The 22,228-nt window shown below is 38.9% G+C and carries 17 protein-coding genes; 9 read left to right on the top strand and 8 right to left on the bottom strand.

Annotation, left to right across the window (positions count from 1 at the left end; translation table 11 throughout):
• The gene (gene lptG / locus A1D25_RS07970) at positions 1–1,068 is read right to left on the bottom strand and encodes an LPS export ABC transporter permease LptG (RefSeq protein WP_157395157.1); all 1,068 of its coding nucleotides are present in this window, start codon (positions 1,066–1,068) and stop codon (positions 1–3) included.
• A gap of 1 nt (position 1,069) precedes the next feature.
• Entirely contained in the window at positions 1,070–2,167 is a 1,098-nt protein-coding gene (gene lptF, locus A1D25_RS07965; protein ID WP_157395156.1) for an LPS export ABC transporter permease LptF, read from the bottom strand.
• 189 nt (positions 2,168–2,356) lie between these two features.
• Here lptF and A1D25_RS07960 point away from each other — a divergent pair, with 189 nt between their 5' ends.
• From A1D25_RS07960 to trhP, 3 genes are all read left to right on the top strand, one after another.
• Positions 2,357–3,847 carry a leucyl aminopeptidase gene (locus tag A1D25_RS07960; RefSeq protein ID WP_157395155.1) on the top strand — a complete coding sequence of 497 codons (1,491 nt, stop codon included), beginning with the start codon at positions 2,357–2,359 and terminating at the stop codon, positions 3,845–3,847.
• Positions 3,848–3,947: 100 nt separating this feature from the next.
• A complete protein-coding gene (locus tag A1D25_RS07955; protein ID WP_157395154.1) occupies positions 3,948–4,697 on the top strand; it encodes a Fic family protein in 750 nt (249 codons plus the stop codon).
• A gap of 113 nt (positions 4,698–4,810) precedes the next feature.
• Positions 4,811–6,202, top strand: coding sequence for a prephenate-dependent tRNA uridine(34) hydroxylase TrhP (trhP, locus tag A1D25_RS07950; protein ID WP_157395153.1), 1,392 nt, complete (start codon positions 4,811–4,813; stop codon positions 6,200–6,202).
• Positions 6,203–6,277: 75 nt separating this feature from the next.
• On the opposite strand, the gene cysI is transcribed toward trhP, so the two are convergent.
• The 3 genes from cysI to A1D25_RS07935 form a co-directional block, all read right to left on the bottom strand.
• A complete protein-coding gene (cysI, locus tag A1D25_RS07945) occupies positions 6,278–8,029 on the bottom strand; it encodes an assimilatory sulfite reductase (NADPH) hemoprotein subunit (protein ID WP_157395152.1) in 1,752 nt (583 codons plus the stop codon).
• A gap of 19 nt (positions 8,030–8,048) precedes the next feature.
• Complete coding sequence (locus tag A1D25_RS07940; RefSeq protein WP_157395151.1) at positions 8,049–9,860, bottom strand: assimilatory sulfite reductase (NADPH) flavoprotein subunit; 1,812 nt, start codon at positions 9,858–9,860, stop codon at positions 8,049–8,051.
• A 276-nt stretch (positions 9,861–10,136) separates the two neighbouring features.
• Positions 10,137–11,084 carry a bile acid:sodium symporter family protein gene (locus tag A1D25_RS07935; RefSeq protein ID WP_157395150.1) on the bottom strand — a complete coding sequence of 316 codons (948 nt, stop codon included), beginning with the start codon at positions 11,082–11,084 and terminating at the stop codon, positions 10,137–10,139.
• A gap of 176 nt (positions 11,085–11,260) precedes the next feature.
• Between A1D25_RS07935 and A1D25_RS07930 the strand changes: the two genes are divergently transcribed.
• The 3 genes from A1D25_RS07930 (at position 11,261) to A1D25_RS07920 (ending at position 14,134) form a co-directional block, all read left to right on the top strand.
• Positions 11,261–12,073 carry a 5'-nucleotidase, lipoprotein e(P4) family gene (locus A1D25_RS07930; protein WP_157395149.1) on the top strand — a complete coding sequence of 271 codons (813 nt, stop codon included), beginning with the start codon at positions 11,261–11,263 and terminating at the stop codon, positions 12,071–12,073.
• 103 nt (positions 12,074–12,176) lie between these two features.
• Positions 12,177–13,460, top strand: coding sequence for an aminopeptidase PepB (gene pepB, locus A1D25_RS07925; protein WP_157395170.1), 1,284 nt, complete (start codon positions 12,177–12,179; stop codon positions 13,458–13,460).
• A gap of 236 nt (positions 13,461–13,696) precedes the next feature.
• Complete coding sequence (locus tag A1D25_RS07920) at positions 13,697–14,134, top strand: LexA family protein (protein ID WP_157395148.1); 438 nt, start codon at positions 13,697–13,699, stop codon at positions 14,132–14,134.
• Between the two features lie 12 nt (positions 14,135–14,146).
• Here A1D25_RS07920 and A1D25_RS07915 read toward each other — a convergent pair whose 3' ends face one another.
• Both A1D25_RS07915 and nfo read right to left on the bottom strand, forming a co-directional pair.
• The gene (locus A1D25_RS07915) at positions 14,147–14,695 is read right to left on the bottom strand and encodes an NlpC/P60 family protein (RefSeq protein ID WP_157395147.1); all 549 of its coding nucleotides are present in this window, start codon (positions 14,693–14,695) and stop codon (positions 14,147–14,149) included.
• A 117-nt stretch (positions 14,696–14,812) separates the two neighbouring features.
• On the bottom strand, positions 14,813–15,658 hold the full coding sequence (nfo, locus tag A1D25_RS07910) for a deoxyribonuclease IV (protein WP_157395146.1): 846 nt from the start codon (positions 15,656–15,658) through the stop codon (positions 14,813–14,815).
• A gap of 70 nt (positions 15,659–15,728) precedes the next feature.
• Here nfo and A1D25_RS07905 point away from each other — a divergent pair, with 70 nt between their 5' ends.
• Positions 15,729–16,298 carry a TorD/DmsD family molecular chaperone gene (locus A1D25_RS07905; RefSeq protein WP_157395145.1) on the top strand — a complete coding sequence of 190 codons (570 nt, stop codon included), beginning with the start codon at positions 15,729–15,731 and terminating at the stop codon, positions 16,296–16,298.
• A gap of 90 nt (positions 16,299–16,388) precedes the next feature.
• Here the strand turns inward: A1D25_RS07905 and rlmD are convergent, their stop codons facing one another.
• Positions 16,389–17,708, bottom strand: a complete 1,320-nt coding sequence (gene rlmD / locus A1D25_RS07900; RefSeq protein WP_157395144.1) for a 23S rRNA (uracil(1939)-C(5))-methyltransferase RlmD — start codon at positions 17,706–17,708, stop codon at positions 16,389–16,391.
• An 87-nt stretch (positions 17,709–17,795) separates the two neighbouring features.
• On the opposite strand from rlmD, the gene A1D25_RS07895 reads away from it, so the two are divergent.
• Both A1D25_RS07895 and rapA read left to right on the top strand, forming a co-directional pair.
• A complete protein-coding gene (locus A1D25_RS07895; RefSeq protein ID WP_420825113.1) occupies positions 17,796–19,136 on the top strand; it encodes an anti-phage deoxyguanosine triphosphatase in 1,341 nt (446 codons plus the stop codon).
• A 115-nt stretch (positions 19,137–19,251) separates the two neighbouring features.
• A complete protein-coding gene (gene rapA / locus A1D25_RS07890) occupies positions 19,252–22,167 on the top strand; it encodes an RNA polymerase-associated protein RapA (RefSeq protein WP_157395143.1) in 2,916 nt (971 codons plus the stop codon).
• Positions 22,168–22,228 lie beyond the last annotated feature (61 nt).

Here is a 22,228-nt window from a genome sequence, read left to right as displayed (position 1 = left end):
TTAATCCCTTTTCTTACCTAATAACCACCATACAATCATCAAACAGATTAAACTTGGGGTTAATGCACCGAGTGGAACAGGTAGCCACGAAACAACAAGGCTTAAATTACCAAACACGATATTTGCAACATAGAATACAAAACCTGCAAGGATACCAATCACAATTTTTGCTCCCATCGTGCTACTGCGTAATGGACCAAAAATAAAGGAAATTGCTAGCAACATCATTACCGCCATTGAGATCGGTTGGAAAATTTTCCGCCATAGCGTAATTTCAAAACGTTTTGGATCTTGCCCTGTTTCTTTCAAGAAACCAACATAGTCTGCTAATCCTGTAATGGATAGCGATTCAGGCTTGAGTGAAACAATCCCTAATTTACTTGGTGTAATGCTGGTCTGCCAAGATTGTTGAGTTTGTTTATCTTGATTGATTTGGTTCTCGCCAATAATGGATTTTTCTACATTTTTTAATAGCCATTCATCATTCTGATATTCAGCTTTTTGAGCTTTTAGAATGGATTTTAGCTCTCGCTTGTCAAATTCATAGATCAAAATATCGTTCAAATTTCTTTCATCATTGATCTTTTGAATATAGATGAAATTATTCCCATCTTTTGCCCAAAAACCACCTTGCGTAGCCAACATTGAGCCACCGCTTTGAGCAATAGAACGCATATTTCTTGCAAATTGTTCCGTCTGCGGTACGCCCCATTCACCAATAACCATTGTGAAGATAACCAGTGGAATTGCGGTTTTCATTACCGCTAATCCAATGCGGAAACGTGAAAATCCAGACGCTTGCATTACGACCAATTCACTACGGCTTGCTAATGTGCCAAGCCCCATTAGTGAGCCTAACAGTGCTGCAATCGGGAAAAAGGTTTCGACATCTCTTGGAATGGTCAGAAAGGTATAATAAGCAGCGTGTAAGCCATCGTAAGAGCCTTGCCCGACAGCACGAAATTCTTCTACAAATTTAATAATTGCACCAAGCCCAACCAACATAAACAGTGTGAGCATAATTGATGCAAGAATAGTTTTACCAATATAACGTTCTAATACATTCATCTTAATTCACACCTTTCTTAGCACTTAAACGATAACGTAGTGCAGATAATCCTTTACTATCCCAAGCATTTAACACAATGCCCAATAATAAGAATGCAACTGAAACGAGTGGCATCAGTACGGAAGCATCGACCTTGCCTGAACTGCCAGCTGATTTGAGCGAACTTTGCAGTAAGAAATAAATGAGATAAAGCAAAAGTGCTGGGAGTAGTTTTGCAAATCGTCCTTGACGTGGGTTTACGCTACTCATCGGTACGGCTAATAATGCCATTAACGGTACAGCTAAAATTAACGCTAAACGCCAGTGTAATTCAGATTGTGCTTCTGGTGATGTATCATTGAGCAGTTTGGTTAAATCTGCACGTTGGACTAATTTTTCATCAGTTTCAACATCTTGATAGCCTAGATAAGCGGTATAGTTATCAAAGCTAGAAATACGAAAATCAGCTGTTTGCGGAGTGCCTTCATAGCGAGTGCTATGGCTTAATGTAAGCAGTTGATCACCGTTCGGTAAGCCTTGTAATTCACCAGATTCTGCGACCACCACAGATGGTTTATTTTTCTTCTGTTGGTGAGGTTGAAAAACATAAATATCGTTAATTTTGTTTTCTTCAATATTATCAATAAAAAGAACGTAGCCCCCAGCCGACATAAATTGCCCCGCAGATAGCGCTGCAAAACGTGGGTTTGCTTTCGCTTCGGCTAACATTTCACTCTGCTTATTGATTGCCCAAGGTGTAAGCCAAAAGACATTGTAGGTTGCAATAACGGTGGTAAACAAAGATAAAAATAGAGCAGATTTCACTAAAATACTTTGCCCTACGCCACAAGCTCGCATTACGGTTATCTCACTTTCCGCATAAAAACGTCCAAGTGTGAGCAATAGTGCAATAAATAACGACAATGGCAACATTAACTGTGCCATTGTTGGCATTCCTAGCCCTAATAGGCTTAATACTAAATCCGTAGGCACTCGCCCACTTACTGCCGAGCTTAAAACACGCACAAGCTGTTGGCAGAAGAAAATGACCAACAGAATAAACAGAATAGCAATCTGGCTTTTAAAAATTTCTTTTGTTAGGTATCTACTTAAAATCACGAAGTTGTTCTCATTTTAGCAAATTAGTGCTTGCAATTTTTTCGTAAGTGGGTAGCGTTACGACTCGCATTTTTAACGCAAGTTCAAGCGGTAAGTTATTTGCATTTTTTTGCAAATTCTTCATAGAAAATGACCGCTTAAAAATGTGTAATCATACCCTTTTCAGCAAAAAAAATCACTGGAGTATTTATGAAATTTAATTTGATTAAAGATGATATTGTACAACAAGCTACCGATTGCCTTGTTGTCGGTGCTTATGAAGATAATCAGCTATCTCAAGTGGCGACACAAATTGATCAATTAAGTGGTGGTTATTTAACCGCTTTATTAAATAAAGGCGATTTACCCGTAAAAGTGGGGCAAGCCTTATTATTACACGCCATCCCCAATGCAAAGGCTGAACGTATTATTGTGTTAGGTTGTGGTAAACAAGGCGAATTGACACCACGTCAATATAAACAAATTGTGCAAAAAGCATTACAAATAACCCAAGAGACTGGGGCGACACAGCTCACTTTTGCTTTAGATGATGTGGTGATGAAAGATCGTTCTGTACAATGGCATTTACGTTTTGCCGTAGAAAGTATTGCTGAAACACGTTATCACTACAATGACTTTAAAAGTATAAAACCTGAACAAAATAACCGCTTAGAGCAGGTTCAATTTTATGTTTCGGGTGATATATCGGCCGCAGAACTTGCTTTAAAACAAGCTCAAGCGGTCGTTTCTGGGGTAAATTTTGCAAAAGATGTGGCAAATTGCCCACCAAATGTTTGTACACCAAAATATTTAGCGGATTGTGCTAAAGCGTTGGCTAACGCCTATCCGAACGTAACCACGACAATCATTGATGAAAAAGAGATGGCGAATTTAGGAATGCACTCTTACTTGGCAGTTTCTCGTGGTTCGGAAAATCCTGCTTATATGTCTATTATTGAATATAAAAACCACCCAAATCCGAATGCTAAACCGATTGTTTTGGTCGGAAAAGGAATGACTTTCGACTCTGGCGGTATCTCGATTAAACCTTCAGAAGCAATGGACGAAATGAAATACGATATGGGCGGTGCAGCTTCTGTTTACGGTACGATGAAAGCAGTTGCTGAAATGCAATTACCGTTAAATGTCATCGGTATTTTGGCTGGTTGTGAAAATATGCCTGATGGCAATGCGTACCGCCCCGGTGATATTCTTACCACAATGTCGGGACTGACCGTAGAAGTGTTAAATACAGATGCTGAAGGGCGTTTAGTATTGTGTGATGCACTCACCTATGTCGAGCGTTTTGAGCCTGAATTAGTGATTGATGTTGCGACCCTAACGGGAGCTTGTATGGTGGCATTAGGGCTACATAATAGCGGTTTAATTTCAACTGACGATACGTTAGCGAACGGACTTCTCTCTGCTGCCGAACAAGCGGAAGATAAAGCGTGGCGTTTACCAATGGGTGAAGAGTATCAAGAGCAACTTAAATCAAACTTCGCTGATCTTGCGAACATCGGCGGGCGTTTTGGTGGTGCTATTACTGCTGGCGTATTCTTATCGAATTTTGCGAAAAAATACCCTTGGGCACATCTTGATATTGCAGGCACTGCGTGGAAATCAGGGGCAGCTAAAGGTGCAACAGGCAGACCAGTGCCATTGTTAAGTCAGTTTTTGATTGATAAAGCTAACGGTTAAGTAGTATGGATGATTTGTAGGGTGCGATGTTGAATGGTATCCTACAATCTAAACAGGCTGATCCTATGGTAGATAATTTTTATAAAGGTGAAAAATATAAATGAAGCCTCCTTTTTCGATTACCAACTCAATGCTGAATAAGGTTGTTGCTATTTCACATAAGCTAGGTACTTTACAGACGCAATATGAACGTAATTTACATTTACGCAAAGAAAATCGTATCCGCTCTATTCAATCTTCTCTTGCTATTGAGAATAATAGTTTAACGTTGGAACAAGTAACGGCAATTATTGAAGGTAAGCGAGTACTTGGACACCCTAGAGAAATCCAAGAAGTTAAAAATGCTTATGATGCCTATGATGAAATGATGAGCTATGATCCTTATTCTATTGATGATTTTCTTAAAGCTCATCAATTGCTAACGCAAGGGATAGTCAATCAAACTGGACAATTTAGATCTAAAGATGTTGGGATCTATAACTCATCTGGGCAACTTATCCATATGGGAGCGAGACCACAATTTGTAGAGAAACTCGTTAGTGATCTGTTTCAATGGGCAAAAGAAGATGATATTCCGTCATTGATTAAAAGTGCAGTGGTGCATTATGAGATTGAGATGATCCACCCTTTTGAAGATGGTAACGGGAGAATTGGACGATTATGGCAAAATGTGATTTTAAGCCAATGGAACCCTATTTTTGCTTGGATTCCTGTTGAAACAATAGTTTATGATCATCAATCTCGTTATTATCAAGTATTAGCAGAAGCCGATAACGCAAATGATTCAACTATCTTTATCGAGTTTATGTTAGATGTTATTTTAGAAACCTTAGAAAATTATTCTATTTAATCTCCTGTTTTATAAACTTTCCGCTTACTCAAAAGGCGATATTCCGTTAGAATGTCGCCTTTTTTACGCCTTCATCTAGAAGGTGCTGACTTGTTATCAGAAAGAGAATAGAAATGTTACAAAACAAACCTGAACTTTTATCGCCTGCTGGCTCGCTGAAAAATATGCGTTACGCTTTTGCTTACGGTGCAGACGCTGTATATGCAGGGCAGCCACGTTATAGCTTGCGTGTGCGTAATAATGAATTTAATCACGCTAATTTAAAAATTGGTATTGATGAAGCACACGCTCAAGGAAAAAAATTCTATGTGGTAGTGAATATCGCACCGCATAACTCAAAATTAAAAACCTTTATTAAAGATTTAGAACCTGTTGTGGCAATGCAACCCGATGCGTTAATTATGTCGGATCCTGGTTTAATTATGCTTGTGCGTGAGCATTTTCCACAAGTCGATATTCACCTTTCTGTACAAGCGAATGCGGTAAACTGGGCGACCGTTAAATTCTGGCGACAAATGGGGCTAACTCGCGTTATTTTATCGCGTGAATTATCGATTGATGAAATTGCAGAAATTCGCCAACAAGTGCCAGATATGGAAATTGAGATTTTCGTACACGGTGCATTATGTATGGCATACTCGGGACGTTGTTTATTATCTGGTTACATCAATAAGCGTGATCCAAACCAAGGGACTTGTACTAACGCTTGTCGCTGGGAATATCAGGTGGAAGAAGGAAAATTAGATGATGTTGGGAATATTGTGTCAAACAATGTTGCCGATAAAATTGAGCCTGAACAGCAAATCCAAATCAAAAATGTTGCACCAACTTTAGGTGAAGGTGATACCACCAGTAAAGTCTTTTTACTGGCAGAATCGCAAAAACCAGACGAACAAATGACCGCTTATGAAGATGAGCACGGTACTTATATAATGAACTCAAAAGATTTGAGAGCGGTACAACACGTTGAAAAATTAGCTCAGATCGGTGTTCACTCATTGAAAATCGAAGGTCGTACAAAATCATTCTATTACTGTGCTAGAACTGCTCAAGTTTATCGTAAAGCGATTGATGATGCTGTTGCAGGGAAACCTTTTGATGAATCATTGATGGATACTTTAGAATCTCTTGCTCATCGTGGCTATACGGAAGGATTTTTACGCCGTCATACTCACGACGAATATCAAAATTATGATTATGGTTATTCTATTTCTGAACGTCAGCAGTTTGTCGGGGAGTTTACAGGCAAACGTAATGAGCAAGGAATGGCGGAAGTAGCAGTAAAAAATAAATTTTTACTCGGCGATGAAGTCGAAATGATGACACCGAAAGGCAATATTGTCTTCAAAATTGAGCGAATGCTAAATCGTAAAAATGAAAGTGTTGAAGCAGGGCTTGGTGATGGTCATTTTGTTTTCTTAGATGTTCCAGCTGATGTTGAACTTGATTATGCGTTACTAATGCGTAATTTAGTTGATAGTAATACGCGTAATCCGCATAAGTAATACAGAGAAAATAGATAAGTAAAAAGCCACTATGGTTTATAGTAAATCATAGTGGCTTTTATTAACTTAAATGAACTAATTGACTACCCAGAAATCTTTAGGGGCATCGGTCACTGGGGCAATGATTCCCGCTCGGATAACATAATCACCAAAAGATTCTGCTTGATACTCTCTTTCTACTGCCCAACGTCCAATAAGTACATCAAGTTCGTTGATGATTTGTTCTAAGGTAATGTTTTCTCGATATAAACGTGGAATTCGTAATCCTTCACGATCACCACCGATGTGTAGATTATAACGACCAATCGCCTTTCCTACTAAACCGATTTCCGATAACATTGCTCGCCCACAACCGTTTGGGCAACCTGTGATGCGTGTAATAATGTAATCGTCAGACACATTATGTTTTGCCATCAATTTATCCAATTCAGTCACGAAATCAGGTAAAGCACGCTCTGCTTCTGCCATTGCAAGCGGACAGGTTGGGAAAGATACACAAGACATTGAATATTCACGCTGTTTTGTGACTTCAGGGCGAATTAAACCATACTGACGAGCAATATTTTCAATCTGTGCTTTATCTTCTTCTGCAACATTTGCAATGATAATATTCTGGTTAGCGGTAATTCTGAAATCACCTTTGTGTACTTTGGCTAGTTCCAACATTCCTGTCATTAACGGTAAATGAGGTTGGTCTGTGATTCGCCCACTTTCAATAAAGCAAGTTAAATGCCACTTATTGTCAATACCGTGAACCCAGCCAATACGATCACCACGTTCCGTAAATTTAAATGGGCGAGTAGGCTCAAATTTTATGCCCATTCGTATCTCAACTTCTTCGCGGAATCTATCTAGCCCCATATTTTGAATCGTATAGCGAGTACGTGCATTTTTACGGTCGTTACGATTACCAAAATCACGTTGTGTGGTTACAACAGCTTCCGCAGCATCTAATGTCTTATCTAAAGGGACATAGCCTAATTCTAAAGAAACATTAGGGTAGGTTTTTGTATTACCGTGTTCAAAAGAAAGCCCGCCACCAACAAGTACATTAAAGCCTGCAAGTTGCCCATTTTCATCTTGAATAGCAATGAAATTCATATCATTACCATAAACATCGACATCATTTAATGGTGGAATAGCAACAGCGGTTTTGAATTTGCGTGGTAAGAATGTTTTACCTAGAATGGGTTCTTCTTCTTTGAAAAGATCATCTGAACTTTCTACTTTTTTACCATCGATCCAAACGTCTAAATAGCCTCTTGAGCGAGGTAATAAATGTTCGGAAATTTTCTTAGCAAATTCATAAGCCTGTTGATGTAATTCAGACTCAATCGGGTTTGAGGTACATAATACATTGCGGTTCATATCCGCAGCGGTAGCGATTGAGTCTAGGCCAATACTATGCAATAAACGGTGCATTGGCTGTAATTTGCCTTTGGGTACACCGTGATATTGGAAAGTTTGGCGGTTAGTTAGGCGGATAGATTGATAGTAAGTATGTTCGCGTGCAAATTTATCAATTTCAATCCATTGATATGGTTGAATAATCCCACCAGGTAAACGACAGCGTAGCAACATAAATTTAAGTGGTTCTAATTTTTCTTCTAGGCGTTCCGCTCGAATATCTCGGTCATCTTGCTCATACATTCCGTGAAAGCGGATAAGTTGGAAGTTATCACCTTTAAAGCCACCCGTTAAAGGGTCGGCCAAATCATCTAAAATAGTACCACGCAAAAAGTTACTTTGTGATTTTAAACGTTCATTATCAGAAAGTGGCTTAGTTTGCCACTCTAGTAATTGTTCTTCTTTTTTATCTTTACTCATTTTTAACTCCCACTTTTATTTAATAAACATCACGCTGATAGCGTTTCTGCTCTCGCAATTCATTTAAAAATTCTTCCGCATCTTCGCTAGACAGTTTTCCTTGTGTTGCAATGACTTCTAATAACGCATTCTCAACATCTTTTGCCATACGGCTAGCATCGCCACAAACATAGAGATAAGCCCCCTGTTGAATCCATTGCCAGACTAATTCGGCTTGCTCTAAAATTTTATGTTGTACATAGACTTTCTGTTCTTGATCTCGTGACCAAGCAAAATCATATTGGTGTAGAAAGCCATCTTTTGCGAATTGTTGCCACTCTGTCTGATATAAGAAATCTTGCGTAAAGCGTTGGTTACCAAAAATTAACCAGTTTTTGCCTTCTGCTTCTTCAGCGGCTCGTTGTTGGACAAATGCTCGGAAAGGGGCAATACCTGTGCCTGAACCGATCATTATGATTGGTTTACTCGGATCACTAGGTAGGCGGAAATTCTCATTTTTTTCGACAAAGACACGCACAGAGCCTTGTTCTTCTGCTCGATCTGCTAAGAAACTTGAGGCAGCACCACTGCGTAATTTTCCATTATGCTCAAAGCGAACCACACCAACGCTAAGATGTACTTCTTCTCCCACTTCAGCTTGAGATGATGAAATTGAGTATAGACGTGGTGCAAGCGGTCTTAATAAGCTAATAAATTGCAATGCAGTTAATTTCTTAGTTGGATAGTCATTTAATACGGCAACTAATGGCGTGTTTTGTACATAGGCTGTAAATTTTTCATTATCTTTGATAAGACTACTTAATTTCCTACTCCCTGATAATTCAGCATATTGTTTAACAAATGCAGGGGTATTTTGTGTGAGCTCAAAATGCTTTTGAAGTGCTTGGGAAAGGGATAATGTTTTGCCTGCGACTTCAACATTTTCATCGGGATTAAGGTGTAATGTACTCACAATTTCAGCAACTAAAGCAGGATCATTTTCAAACCAAACCCCTAAGGCATCACCCGCAGTATAGTGTAATCCTGAACCAGCGAGATCAAGTTCAATATGACGAACATCTTTTTCCGCCTGACGAGCGGTAATTTTTTGATTGGTGAGTAGTGGGGCTTCAAAAGGGTTTTCTTTCGTGTAAATAGATGTACTTTCAGACGCTGAATTTACTGTTTTAGCAATTTGTACGCTAGGCTGTGCTTGGCTGTTTTTTTGTTTTAGTAAGCTAACAACTTGTTCAATCCATTGCTCTGCGGTTGGGGTGAAATCCAAATCGGCATCGACACGATCTAATAATCGTTTACCCCCTAATTCTGCAAAACGTTGATCGAAATCTTTGCCCGCTTGGCAGAATTTTGGATAGGAACTATCACCTAATCCAAGTACAGCAAACTCAAGATTATTAAGATTAGGGGCTTTTTTACCGTTTAATAACTTAAATAGCACAACGCCTTCTTCTGGCGGTTCACCTTCCCCTTGAGTTGATGTAACTAAGAATAAATGACGCTCATCGGCAATAGTTTTGGCTTTATAATCTTTAGCTGAAACTAATTTAGCTTGAATACCTTCGGCTTTCAAACGTTCTGCTAGTTTGCTTGCGACACTTTTTGCATTACCTGTTTGCGAAGCAGAAAGTATGGTAACAGATAAAGGCTCAATAACAGTATTTATACTCGTTTCATTAACTTGCGGTAAGTTTGCATTTAGAGAACCACTCTGATTTTTTGCTTTTGCCCAACAGAAACCAGATAACCACGCTAATTCTAGGCTATCTAATTCAGATAAAAATTTGGCAGTTTCAGGTGGAAAAGAAAAATTCTTCAGATCTTCATTACTCATATTATTCCCCACATAAAAAATTAAGTCGGCTATTTATAATCGGTAAGTGAAAGCGTGAAAAATAATAAGGAAATATAGATTAGAGTTTTTTGGAATAAAACCATATAAATAGAATAAATTAGTTAAATATTGCTAAGTTATTGATAAACATTCTTATTTATAGGGCGGTTTTATGATGTCTAGATATAATATAAAGCGATTTGTTATATTTTATATTTCTGCTCTCCTACTGATGCAAGAGAGCAGAAATATGTATCTGAATAATTAGCTAAGCCGTTATTTATTATTTTTATCTGATTTCATTGCACTGAAAATCATCGCTAAAATCGGGCCTGAAATATTGTGCCAGAAACTGAATACAGCACTTGGTACAGCAATCAATGGATTAGCTTTAAAGTGAATGGCGGCTAATGCTGCACCTAAACCAGAGTTTTGCATACCTACTTCAATAGATACAGCTTTGCTATCAGCCAGTGGAAGTTTGAATAAACGAGCAACGCCATATCCAACCAAATAGCCTAAGCAGTTATGTAGCACGACAACACCAAAAATAAGTAAACCTGACTCGATAATACGATCTTTACTTACTGCCACAACCGCCGTTACGATCAATACAATTGCAACAACAGAAATTAGCGGCATTGTTTGGCTAAACTGCTCAATTTTTTCTTTGAAAATAGCACGAATGACTAACCCAATAAAAATAGGTAAAAGAACCATTTGTAATACAGAAATAAACATTGCACTTGCGTTAATATCTAGCCACTGGCTTGCAAATAGATAGAACACCGCAGGTGTTAAAACTGGAGCAAGTAAGGTTGAAATTGTGGTACAAGCAACAGAAAGAGCGGTATTTCCTTTCGCTAAAAAGGTCATTACATTTGATGATGTACCACCAGGGCAAGCTCCAACCAGAATTACACCGATAGCAAGATCAGGTGGTAGTTGGAATAATTTCACAAGTAAGAAAGCAATACTTGGCATCACAACAAATTGTGCAACTACACCAATAATTACCGCTTTAGGATTACGCGTTACTTCCGCAAAATCTTTAAATGTAAGGGTTAAACCCATTCCTAGCATTACAATACCAAGTAAATAAGGAATCCAAGGGACAAACATTTTAAAAGTTTCTGGAAATTGTGCTGCAATAAATGCAAAAACAATCACCCAAAGGGCAAAGGTTTTGCTCACAAATTGAGTAAATTTGAGTAAAAAAGACATTGTGTTTCCTTTCAAGTTAATAACATTATTTATCAAGATACTGAAAGTTGCATAAACTTTCGGCAAGGTAAGATAATAGAAATTCACTAAAAATCAATCTCTTTACTCGTTCTTAACAAATTTTAGCAGTATAATAGCTTGGATTTTGACATTTCTTTACATAAAAGGAGACAACAATGAAGCCAATGATCAAACTTTCTACCCTTGCAATTTGTTCTATTTTTGCACTAACAGGCTGTGCGACACCGCAACAAAATGGTGAAGAAAAACTACAACAACACGCAGTATTAGGGGTAAACTGGGTACAAGAATCAGGGGAATACCAAGCACTTGCTTACCAAGCATTTAATGCCGCACAAGTTGCTTTTGATAAAGCTAAAGTGGCGAAAGGTAAGAAAAAAGCGGTTGTCGTTGATTTAGATGAAACAATGATGGATAACAGTGCTTATGCGGCTTGGCAAATTAAAAATAACAAAGCCTTTGATGGTAAAGATTGGACTCGTTGGGTAAATGCGCGTGAAACCAAAGCGATTGCAGGTGCAGTAGAGTTTAATAATTATGTGAATAGCCACGGTGGTACAATGTTCTATGTATCTAACCGTAAAGACGATGGTGAAAAAGTTGCAACCTTAGATGATATGAAAACTTTAGGGTTCAAAGGAGCGAGTGAGCAGACACTATTTTTGAAAAAAGATAAATCAAATAAAACCCCTCGTTTTGAAGAGATTGAAAAACAAGGCTATGAAATCGTACTTTACATTGGTGATAACTTAAACGATTTTGGCGATGCTTTCTACAAAAAATCGAATGCAGATCGTCGAGCATTAGTTGCTGAAAATCGCCAGCTATTTGGTAAGAAATTTATTGTATTACCAAATCCAAACTATGGTGATTGGGAAGGTGCAGTGTTTAACTATAACTATAAATCAACCGCAGAAGAAAAAGTTCAAGCTCGTGATAAAGTATTGCGTGCGTGGAGTGGTCAATAATTTATTTTCATCTAAGCGGTGAGATTGTGCTAAAAATTTGCAAAATTTTCTGCCTAACTGACCGCTTATCATTTTTATAACATAAGGACACATTATGTCAGCAATGCAAATCACACTATCAAAACAGCCTGCCGCCGAACAGTGGGGAAAAGATGCACTACTTTCGGCAAATCAAAATGGAATGACTATTCATTTACAGAAAGCCCCCTTAGTCAGTATTCAAAAAGCCGCTCGTAAAATTAAAAATCAAGGTATTTTAAATGTTGCTTTGGTGGGTGAAGGCTGGGGATTAGAAGAGAGTTGGGCGTTTCAACAAGGTTTTGTGAGCGTAAAAAGTACGGGAGAAATCACATTTCCTGCATTAAATAGCGATCAGGCTGAATTTGATGCTCGTTTAGCTTGTTCAACTTTTACTCGTGAAATTATCAATGAACCGTCTGATACATTAACTCCTGAAGTATTAGCTCACAAAGCGGCTGAATTTATCGTACATCAAGCGGATAAATATGCAGGCAAAGGTAAAGTATCTTTTGAAATCATCTCTCGTGAAGCAGTAAAAGATCGTGGTTATTTAGGTATTTGGACAGTTGGTAAAGGTTCTGCCAATATGCCCGCGATGTTACAGCTTGATTTTAACCCGACAGGAAACCCTGATGCACCTGTATTAGCTTGTTTAGTTGGCAAAGGTATTACATTTGATACAGGCGGATATAGCATTAAACCAAGTGATTCAATGTCCACAATGAGAGCCGATATGGGTGGAGCAGCATTAGTAACGGGTGCTTTAGGTTTAGCGATTGCTCGTGGTTTAAATCAGCGTGTGAAACTTTATCTCTGCTGTGCCGAAAATATGGTAAGTAGCCGATCATTTAAGCTAGGCGATATCATTCATTATCGTAATGGCGTGAGTGTTGAAGTGCTTAATACCGATGCAGAAGGACGATTAGTATTAGCTGATGGTTTAATTGAAGCGGATAAACAAAATCCACAATTTATTGTTGATTGTGCCACTTTAACAGGGGCAGCAAAAGTTGCCGTAGGAAATGATTACCACGCAGTACTCTCAATGGACGAACAGTTAGTTTCAGATTTATTACAATCGGCAAAATCTGAAAAAGAACCATTCTGGCGTTTACCGTTTGAAGATTTCCACCGTAATCAAACCGCTTCTTCCTTTGCAGATATTGCAAACGTAGGCTCTGTTCCTGTACCAGCAGGGGCAAGCACTGCAACGGCATTCTTATCTTATTTTGTGAAAAATTACCAACAAAATTGGTTACATATTGACTGTGCAGCCACTTTCCGTAAAACCGCAAGTGATTTATGGGCAACAGGAGCAACAGGAATTGGCGTAAAAACCTTAGCAAATCTGCTTTTATCAAAATAAAGAGTGCCACGTTTGGTATCTGAATAAAAATACCTTTTCAATAACTCAAGCCATAGTCATTAAATTGATTATGGCTTTTTATTTGGATCTTATTTATGAGTACTGTATAAATTTACAAAAAAATTGATCTTTTTTATTGACACTGTTTTTTTGAACAGTAAAATAACCTGTATAAACACACAGTTTACTGATCGTATTGAATAAAAATCAGACTGTGAAATAGCAGGAGAAAAATTATGGCACACCTTAGAACATTAACGCGTGAATTATCTTATCAACCAATACCGTTATATCGTGATTTTAACGCTCAGCGTTCAATCAAATTAGATCTCAATTCACTTTGTATTCGTAAGCCAACGGATACCTTTTTTATTCACGTTAAAAATCCAAATCTGATTGCGTGGGGTATCGAGTTAGATGATCTTTTAATTGTAGAGCAAAGTGAGCGGATCTTAATTAACGATCTTTTTGTACTTGAGAAAAATGGTGAATACAAGTTTTATCAGTTTTTTAATCAAATTGGTCAAGAAAAGATTTTATTTTCACTTGATGTGGCTGAACCCAATTTACGCATTTCAGATTGGAACGAAATTCAAGTTGCTGGTGTAATTACGAATGTGATTCATCAAATAAGAAACCGCACATCTCATCATCAAACAAGATATGCGGCTTAAAACTAGAAGAGTTTAAAGTACTCGGCGTGATTGTGTGTAAGTTTTTGCCCAGTATTTTTCAGATAAAGAACTCGTTATAACGCCTCGGCTAGAGCTTGCGTGAACAAATTTGCCACCGCCAATATAAACACCAACGTGATTATTTTTGCGGAAGAAAACTAAATCGCCTGGTTTTAAGTCTGATTTTGAAATAGATTTGCCAGAATTTTTTTGTTCTGCCGTAGAGCGTGGAAGATGAATATTAAAGGCATTACTCATTGTGGTTCTAACAAATGCAGAGCAATCAATACCCGCTTTAGTTGTGCCGCCTAAACGGTAGCGAGTACCTGCCCATTGGCGATAGGTTGAGAGAACTTTGTTAGCGTTGCTTACGTTGTGATGATTTGGCGTATCTTTAGCTAAAACCTTATTTTTCACAGTAGCTTTTTTATTGATAATTTGGCTTGGGGTTGCTGCTTTGGTACTTAAACTTGCATTTGCTAGCGAAGAATAAGTCACTAATGTAATGAAACTCATCATAAAGAAAACTGATTTTGCCAGTGTGAAAAATAATTTTTGCATAATAAATTTGTCTCGCCAGAACAGAAAAGCGAAGCACTCCTAAAAAATTGAAGAAATAAACGGTATAAAATAATTGGCTCAGACGATCATCTGAGCCATTTCTCCGACAAGTATAACTTACTTTTGTTCCAACGAACGTAAGAAATTTATCTCATCAGCCCAGATTTCTGGTTTGATTGTTTCTAAAATAAGCGGAATACGGTCAAAACGTGAGTCTTGCATAATAAACTGAAACACATCTGTTCCAATTGTTCCTTCTCTTAAGGTATCGTGTCTATCTACTCGGCTTGCAAGTGGCGTTTTAGAGCCATTGATGTGCATACCACGCAAATAGTCAAAACCTACAATATCAGAAAATTCACTAAAGACTTGCTCACAGCTTGCTAATGAACTAATGTCATAGCCTGCTGAAAATAAATGGCAAGTATCTAAACAGACACCCACTCGGGATTTATCTTCTACCTGCTCAATAATTTCTGCCAAATGTTCAAATCGCCAACCTAAGTTTGACCCTTGCCCTGCGGTATTTTCCAGAACTGCAACCACATTGGGTACAGTGTCTATTGCGATATTGAGAGACTCAGCAATACGAGCCAAACATTCTTTTTCTGAAATCTTATTTAGATGACTACCAGGGTGAAAATTAAGTAATTTTAAACCGAGCTGATCGCAACGTTGCATCTCATCAATAAAGGCTTCACGAGATTTTGCCAAATTTTCGGCTTCAGGATTACCAAGGTTAATCAAATAACTATCGTGGGGCAAAATTTGATCGGCAGAAAACTGATGTACTTGGCAAAAACGTTTAAATTTTTCAATCGTTTCTTGTTTAAGTGGCGGAGCTTTCCATTGGCGTTGGTTTTTCGTAAATAACGCAAAGGCATTTGCGCCAATCTCAACCGAGCGTAACACCGCATTTTCCACACCACCAGAAGCACTAACGTGTGCACCGATATATTTCATCTTATTTTCCTTTTCGTTTCTGCTATGGATTCGTGTAACATAGCATTTTTATTTCAATTGATTAAACATAATGAACCAAACAACAATTAACGATTTTTCTCTACTTTGCCGTTTATTTGGCAACCTGTTTTACCGTTCACCCACTGATCCTATTCTAGCAGGCACTTTTGCGTGGTTGGCACAAGGTGGACTTCGTAGCAACTGGGCATTATCCACTGACAGTCAAAGTGAGCAAGCTCTAACCACCCTTGAGAAAGATGCTAACCCTACGCAACTAGCGGTGAGTTATCAAGATCTTTTTGCAAATAACGGTGCTATTGCTACAACAATTTCTGCCTATGGATTAAACGTAAATGATTTTGTCGCCTTTCGCCAACAGCGTGGAATGCCTGAATTAGACAACCCTGATCATATTGCATTATTACTGCTTACAGCATCTTGGATTGAGGACAATCTAGACTCAACTGAAGCCCAACAAACACTTTTTGAAACCTTTTTATTACCTTGCTTGAGTAAATTTTTAGGCAAAGTGGAAGCCTTTGATACAGGCTTTTACAAAGCCCTTGCTCAATTAACGCGTGATGCACTCAGTGCAATGGCAGATGAATTGGAAGAAAGTGAAGCAGAATTGGACGACTAATACCTAGTCGTTATTTGTATTAAGCGGTAGGTTATGTAGTGAATTTTGTAAAAAATGATAATAAACCTACCGCTTAACTCATTGTGTATTTTACACCTTAACAAACAACGAAATCGACTCTAAATGCCCTGTGTGAGGGAACATATCGATCATTGCACATTTTTCGAGACGATAACCTTGTTGAATTAGTTTTTCCGCATCTCTCACTAAGGTGGCAGGGTTGCACGAAACATACACAATCCGTTCTGGCGAGAGCTGACAGAGATGGTCGAGAGCAAATAATGCACCATTACGAGCAGGATCAAGTAGCACTTTATTAAAGGTTTGCTTTGCCCAAGGCTTATCGACAAATGGTTGGTCTAGGTCGGTTTGGAAAAATTGTGCATTTTCAATCTGATTGAGTTCGGCATTTTGCCTTGCTTGCTCAACCATTGGTTCAACTCCTTCAATCCCCACAACTTGTTGGGCAAATTTTGCCATCGGCAAGGTAAAATTGCCCATTCCACAAAAGAGATCTAACACACGATCTTGCTTAGAAAGTACCAGCCATTCGATTGCTTGGTTTACCATTTGTTGATTTAAAGCTGCATTGATTTGAATAAAATCACGAATTGAAAAACGTAGCAACAAGCCATTGATCTCATAGTAAGGCAGATCGCCACGCCACTGTTCAATTTCGTCTTTATCAAACATTACAAATAGCAATAAATGATGTTGCTCCGCAAAGTCTCGCAAGGCTTTTTCATCCTCAATATCCAACGTACCTAGATGACGCAATAACAATGCAATGCCATTATCCGCTCGGACTAGCTCAATATGTCCAAGTCGTTTTTTCTGTTTCCAGTTAGCAAAACATTGCTGTAAATAGGGAAGAAGTTGTGCAAGTTCAGGCTCTAACACATTGCAATGCCCAAGGGGAGTAACCGTTTGAGAGTTTGCTTGGCGGAAACCAAGAGATAGTGCATTTTTAGTTAAGCTAATATGTAATTTAGCTCGGCGGCGATAGCCAAACGCCGAACCAACAAGCATTTCGTGGTGCTGAATGGGTTGAGATTGTAGTTTTTGCAAACGTTGAAATAGCGCCTTTTGCTTGGTTTCTCGTTGTAGTTCTACGGGTAAATGTTGCATCTTGCAACCGCCACACTGGCTGTAAATAGGGCAAGCTGGTGATTGTCTAATTGCAGATTTTTGCAAAAATCGTACCGCTTTGGCTCGCCCATATTGGCGTTTTTCTTCCAAAATTGTGGCTTCAACTTGCTCATTCGGCAAGGCGTTCTCCACAAACCAAGTTTTACCATTTAACTTTGCGACACCTAAGCCTTGATAGTCTAAATCTTGAATATCAAAGCGTTGTAAAGCGGTTGGTTTAGTGGATTTTTTTGCAGGTTTATCAGAGTAAAAGAGTGCCATTTGGATAATGATTGAACAGAAATAAAAAGAGCGTATTATAGCTGAAAAGTAGTAAATGCCGTAGATCTATTGCGATAAGGAAGCATAATGACAGACACACAAATCAAAAATAGCATTTGGACAGAACGCTTTTTAGGGGATAAACAGCGAGAGCAAGATCATCGTTCGCCATTTCAACGAGATCGTGGGCGGATTTTACACTCCGAAGCCTTTCGCTGTTTACAAGCCAAAACGCAAATTCACGCCGTTGGGGAAGATGATTTTTATCGAACACGTTTAACTCACTCCCTTGAAGTCGCTCAAATCGGCAGTAGCTTGAGAGCTAAATTAAATGAAGACAAAGCAGGGTTTCAAGCGGTCTGTTCCTTGCAAAAATGTGCAAATTTCGGGGAAGATCTAACCGCTTTACTTCCTTCTCGTAGCTTAATTGAATCGCTCTGTTTTGCTCACGATATTGGACATCCGCCTTTTGGACACGGTGGCGAGATGGCATTAAATTATAAAATGCGAGAACTTGGCGGATTTGAAGGAAATGCTCAATCTTTCCGCATTGTGACACAATTAGAGCCTTATACTGAAAATGCAGGAATGAATTTAACTCGCCGAACCTTACTCGGTATTATCAAATATCCTGCATTGCTGTCTCAGACTTCTCCACGAGAGCCTAAAATTATTCCTGAAAGTCGTTATATCAATTTACATCAGATAAAAACGAGCAAAGGCTTATTCGATGATGATCAACGCTTTTTTGATTGGGTGCTTGCCCCGTTATCTGAGCAAGATCGCATTTTATTTACTACGGTTGTGCCGAACTCAAATCCACAGTTACCAAATACGACCCGATATAAATCCCTTGATTGCAGTATTATGGAACTTGCCGATGATATTGCTTATGGCGTACACGATTTAGAAGATGCGATTGTGGGAGGAATGGTAACGCCACAGTCGTGGCAATATGCCGAACAAGCCTTACTTGAATGTGATTCGGAATGGCTACAAAAACGCTTGCCTGAAATTAGCCAAAAATTATTCTCATCTCACCGCTATGAGCGAAAAGATGTGATTGGGGCATTAGTCAATTATTTTGTTACTAACGTAAAATGGCACGAAATGGCTGATTTTGATGAGCCATTACTGCGTTTTAACGCCTGTTTGCCAAAAGAAGTCAAACAAGTTTTAGATGTGTTGAAAGAGTTTGTGTATCAATATGTTATTTGTGATGTCAAAACGCAGCGAGTGGAATATAAAGGGCAGAGAATTTTAATGGAATTATTTGATATGCTCAGTTGCGACCCAACTCGCTTGCTCCCAAAAAGTGTAGCAGAACGTTGGAAACTGAGTGAAGAGAGTAAACGCCCAAGAATTATTTGTGACTATCTTGCCAGTATGTCGGACGGACAAGCGTTTAAACTCTATCAAAGTTTATAATCGCCATAAAACTAAACAGTCGCACGAGATTTGCAAAAGTTTCAGTAAATCTTACCGCTTACCAAACGAAAAATCAGGTAAAATAGCCGCTTAAAGAATATAAAAAGAGGATATTATGAGTTTTGTTGTTGGGCAACGTTGGATCAGCGAATCGGAAAATAATTTAGGCTTAGGAATGGTACAAGCGGTTGATAATCGTACGGTAACCATCAATTTTCCTGCATCAGATGAACAGCGTGTGTATGCGGTGGCGGTTGCACCATTAACTCGTGTGCAATTTCAGCAAGGGGATCGTATTACGAGCCTTGAAGGTTGGCAACTTGATGTTGATGATGTCGTTGAAAATCAAGGCGTTGCGATTTATCTTGGCAAGCGAGTCGATTCTGGCGAAGATGCTGTTTTACCTGAGATGATGTTGGATCATAAAATTAGTTTCAGCAAACCGCAGGATCGCCTTTTCTCTGCACAGATTGATCGCAGTGATCGTTTTGCCTTACGTTATCGTGCTTTCCAATTTCAGCAAGCTCAATTTCAATCTCATCTGCGTGGAATGCAAGGTATTCGAGCCAGTCTAATTCCACATCAATTACACATTGCCAAAGAAGTCGGGCAACGTGTTGCTCCACGAGTATTACTTGCCGATGAAGTTGGTTTAGGTAAAACGATTGAAGCAGGAATGATCTTACAGCAACAGCTTTTCTCAGGGCGAGTTGAGCGAGTGTTAGTTCTTGTGCCTGAAAGTTTGCAACACCAATGGCTTGTAGAAATGCTTCGCCGTTTTAGTCTCAATTTCTCATTGTTTGATGAAGAACGTTGTGCGGATTTCAACAAAAAAGATGATGATGACAATGATGTCAGTGAAAATCCGTTTGAAACGGAATCTTTAGTCATTTGTTCTATTGACTGGTTATCTCAAAGTCCGCAACGAGCAAAACAGATCCTGACAAGTCAATGGGATATGCTAATTGTTGATGAAGCTCATCACCTAGAATGGAATGAGCAAAATCCAAGTATGGCATATCAATTTGTGGCGGAATTAGCAAAACAAATTCCTGCAGTTTTATTATTAACCGCAACACCAGAACAATTAGGGCAAGAGAGCCACTTTGCTCGCCTCGCATTATTAGATGCAGATCGTTTCTATGATTACAATGCTTTTGTTGAAGAACAAAAACAGTATCAGCCTGTGGCAGATGCGGTTGCTACCTTATTGAATGATAAACCACTAAGTACACAAGAACAGAATAGTATTAGCGAACTACTTGCCGAAGAAGACGTTGAGCCAATGTTACGAGTTATCAACGCTCCTGAGTGCAGTGCAGAGCAACGTTTAGACGTTCGCCAAGAGTTGATTAGTGAACTGATTGACCGTCACGGAACTAGCCGAGTATTGTTCCGTAATACTCGTCAAGGCGTGAAAGGTTTCCCACATCGTCTTTTCAATCAAATTACCCTTGAAATGCCGAAACAGTATGCGAATGCGTTGAAAGTAATGGGAATGATGGGGGGCAATAAAAAAGAAGATTTGCTTTACCCAGAGCGTCTATTTCAACGAATGAACCCTAATGCCAAATGGTTTGAGTTTGACCCGCGTATTGAATGGTTGATGACATTCTTAAAAAATTATCGTGATGAGAAAATTTTGGTTATTTGTAAACACGCGGATACCGCTATTCAACTTGAACAAGTGTTGCGAGAAAAAGAAGGGATTCGTTCGGCGGTGTTCCACGAAAAAATGTCGATTGTCGAACGAGATAAAGCATCAGCGTATTTTGCACAGCAAGAAGATGGGGCTCAAGTCTTAATTAGCTCTAGCATTGGCTCTGAAGGACGTAACTTCCAATTTGCACGAAATCTTGTGTTGTTTAATCTACCTGATAACCCCGATTTACTTGAGCAGAGCATCGGGCGTTTAGACCGTATTGGGCAGAAATACGATATTCAAATTCACGTTCCTTGCTTTGAACAATCCGCTCAAAGTGTGTTGGCGGATTGGTATCATAAAGGCTTGAATGCGTTTGAAGAAACCTGTCCAATGGGGGCAACGCTATTTCGTGAGTTCGGTGAAAAACTAGAACATTATTTAGTTAAGCCTGAAAATTCACCTGAGTTTGAGCAATTCATTGAGCAAACTCGTAAACGCCAACAACAGCTAAAATCAGAATTAGAGAAAGGGCGAGATCGTTTACTTGAGCTTAACTCAAATGGCGGAGAAAACGCCCAAGCTCTTGCTCAAGAAATTGCCAAACAAGATAATAATCCACAATTAGTTAATTTTGCACTGAAACTGTTTGATGTTATCGGATTAGAGCAAGAAGATTTAGGCGAGCAAAGTATCGTAATTAGTCCAACAGGGCATATGCTTGTTCCTGATTTCCCAGGGCTTGCGGAAGATGGAAGCACTGTAACATTTAATCGTGAGTTAGCCTTAATGCGAGAAGATGTACTCTTTTTAACTTGGGATCACCCAATGATCCGTAACGGTATTGATCTAATTACTTCAGGCGATATTGGTAAGAGTGCAGTCTCACTACTGGTTAATAAGAATTTACCAGCAGGGACACTGTTATTAGAAGCAATTTACATTGTTGAAGCTCAAGCTCCAAAAGGCTTACAGCTAACACGTTTCTTACCTCCTACACCAGTGAGAGTATTACTCGATGGAAAAGGGAATGATCTTGCTGCTCAAGTCTCTTTTGCAGGACTAGAGAAACAGCTTAAACCTGTTAATCGTCAAATGGCAAATAAGATTGTGAAGATGACCCGAAGTGAAATCGAAAAATTGATTAGCTTTGGAGAACAGCAAATTACCCCGAAAGCCCAAGCCTTGATTGCAGAAGCAAAACAGAATGCAGATCATACGCTTAGTGCAGAATTACATCGCTTAACATCGTTACAAGCAGTGAATAAAAATATCCGAAGTGATGAAATCCAAGCCCTTGAACAGATCAAAACTGAGTCGCTCAAACAGCTTGATCAAGCAACTTGGCGTTTAGATAGCTTGCGAGTGATTGTGAGTAATAAAGAGTAGCGAAAAGAGCAGAGAAAAAGAGCAGATTCAATAACAATCTGCTCAGACCGCGGACAAACCT

It is taken from the genome of Ursidibacter arcticus (assembly GCF_009761375.1).
Lineage (GTDB): Bacteria > Pseudomonadota > Gammaproteobacteria > Enterobacterales > Pasteurellaceae > Ursidibacter > Ursidibacter arcticus.
This window is presented reverse-complemented; position numbering and strand designations above follow the sequence as displayed.

Excerpts from the sequence above, each read along its gene's own strand:
- lptG (WP_157395157.1), bottom strand. The coding sequence starts at position 1,068 with ATGAATGTATTAGAACGTTATATTGGTAAAACTATTCTTGCATCAATT.
- A1D25_RS07960 (WP_157395155.1), top strand. The coding sequence starts at position 2,357 with ATGAAATTTAATTTGATTAAAGATGATATTGTACAACAAGCTACCGAT.
- A1D25_RS07955 (WP_157395154.1), top strand. The coding sequence starts at position 3,948 with ATGAAGCCTCCTTTTTCGATTACCAACTCAATGCTGAATAAGGTTGTT.
- trhP (WP_157395153.1), top strand. The coding sequence starts at position 4,811 with ATGTTACAAAACAAACCTGAACTTTTATCGCCTGCTGGCTCGCTGAAA.
- cysI (WP_157395152.1), bottom strand. The coding sequence starts at position 8,029 with ATGAGTAAAGATAAAAAAGAAGAACAATTACTAGAGTGGCAAACTAAG.
- A1D25_RS07940 (WP_157395151.1), bottom strand. The coding sequence starts at position 9,860 with ATGAGTAATGAAGATCTGAAGAATTTTTCTTTTCCACCTGAAACTGCC.
- A1D25_RS07935 (WP_157395150.1), bottom strand. The coding sequence starts at position 11,084 with ATGTCTTTTTTACTCAAATTTACTCAATTTGTGAGCAAAACCTTTGCC.
- A1D25_RS07930 (WP_157395149.1), top strand. The coding sequence starts at position 11,261 with ATGAAGCCAATGATCAAACTTTCTACCCTTGCAATTTGTTCTATTTTT.
- pepB (WP_157395170.1), top strand. The coding sequence starts at position 12,177 with ATGCAAATCACACTATCAAAACAGCCTGCCGCCGAACAGTGGGGAAAA.
- A1D25_RS07920 (WP_157395148.1), top strand. The coding sequence starts at position 13,697 with ATGGCACACCTTAGAACATTAACGCGTGAATTATCTTATCAACCAATA.
- A1D25_RS07915 (WP_157395147.1), bottom strand. The coding sequence starts at position 14,695 with ATGCAAAAATTATTTTTCACACTGGCAAAATCAGTTTTCTTTATGATG.
- nfo (WP_157395146.1), bottom strand. The coding sequence starts at position 15,658 with ATGAAATATATCGGTGCACACGTTAGTGCTTCTGGTGGTGTGGAAAAT.
- A1D25_RS07905 (WP_157395145.1), top strand. The coding sequence starts at position 15,729 with ATGAACCAAACAACAATTAACGATTTTTCTCTACTTTGCCGTTTATTT.
- rlmD (WP_157395144.1), bottom strand. The coding sequence starts at position 17,708 with ATGGCACTCTTTTACTCTGATAAACCTGCAAAAAAATCCACTAAACCA.
- A1D25_RS07895 (WP_420825113.1), top strand. The coding sequence starts at position 17,796 with ATGACAGACACACAAATCAAAAATAGCATTTGGACAGAACGCTTTTTA.
- rapA (WP_157395143.1), top strand. The coding sequence starts at position 19,252 with ATGAGTTTTGTTGTTGGGCAACGTTGGATCAGCGAATCGGAAAATAAT.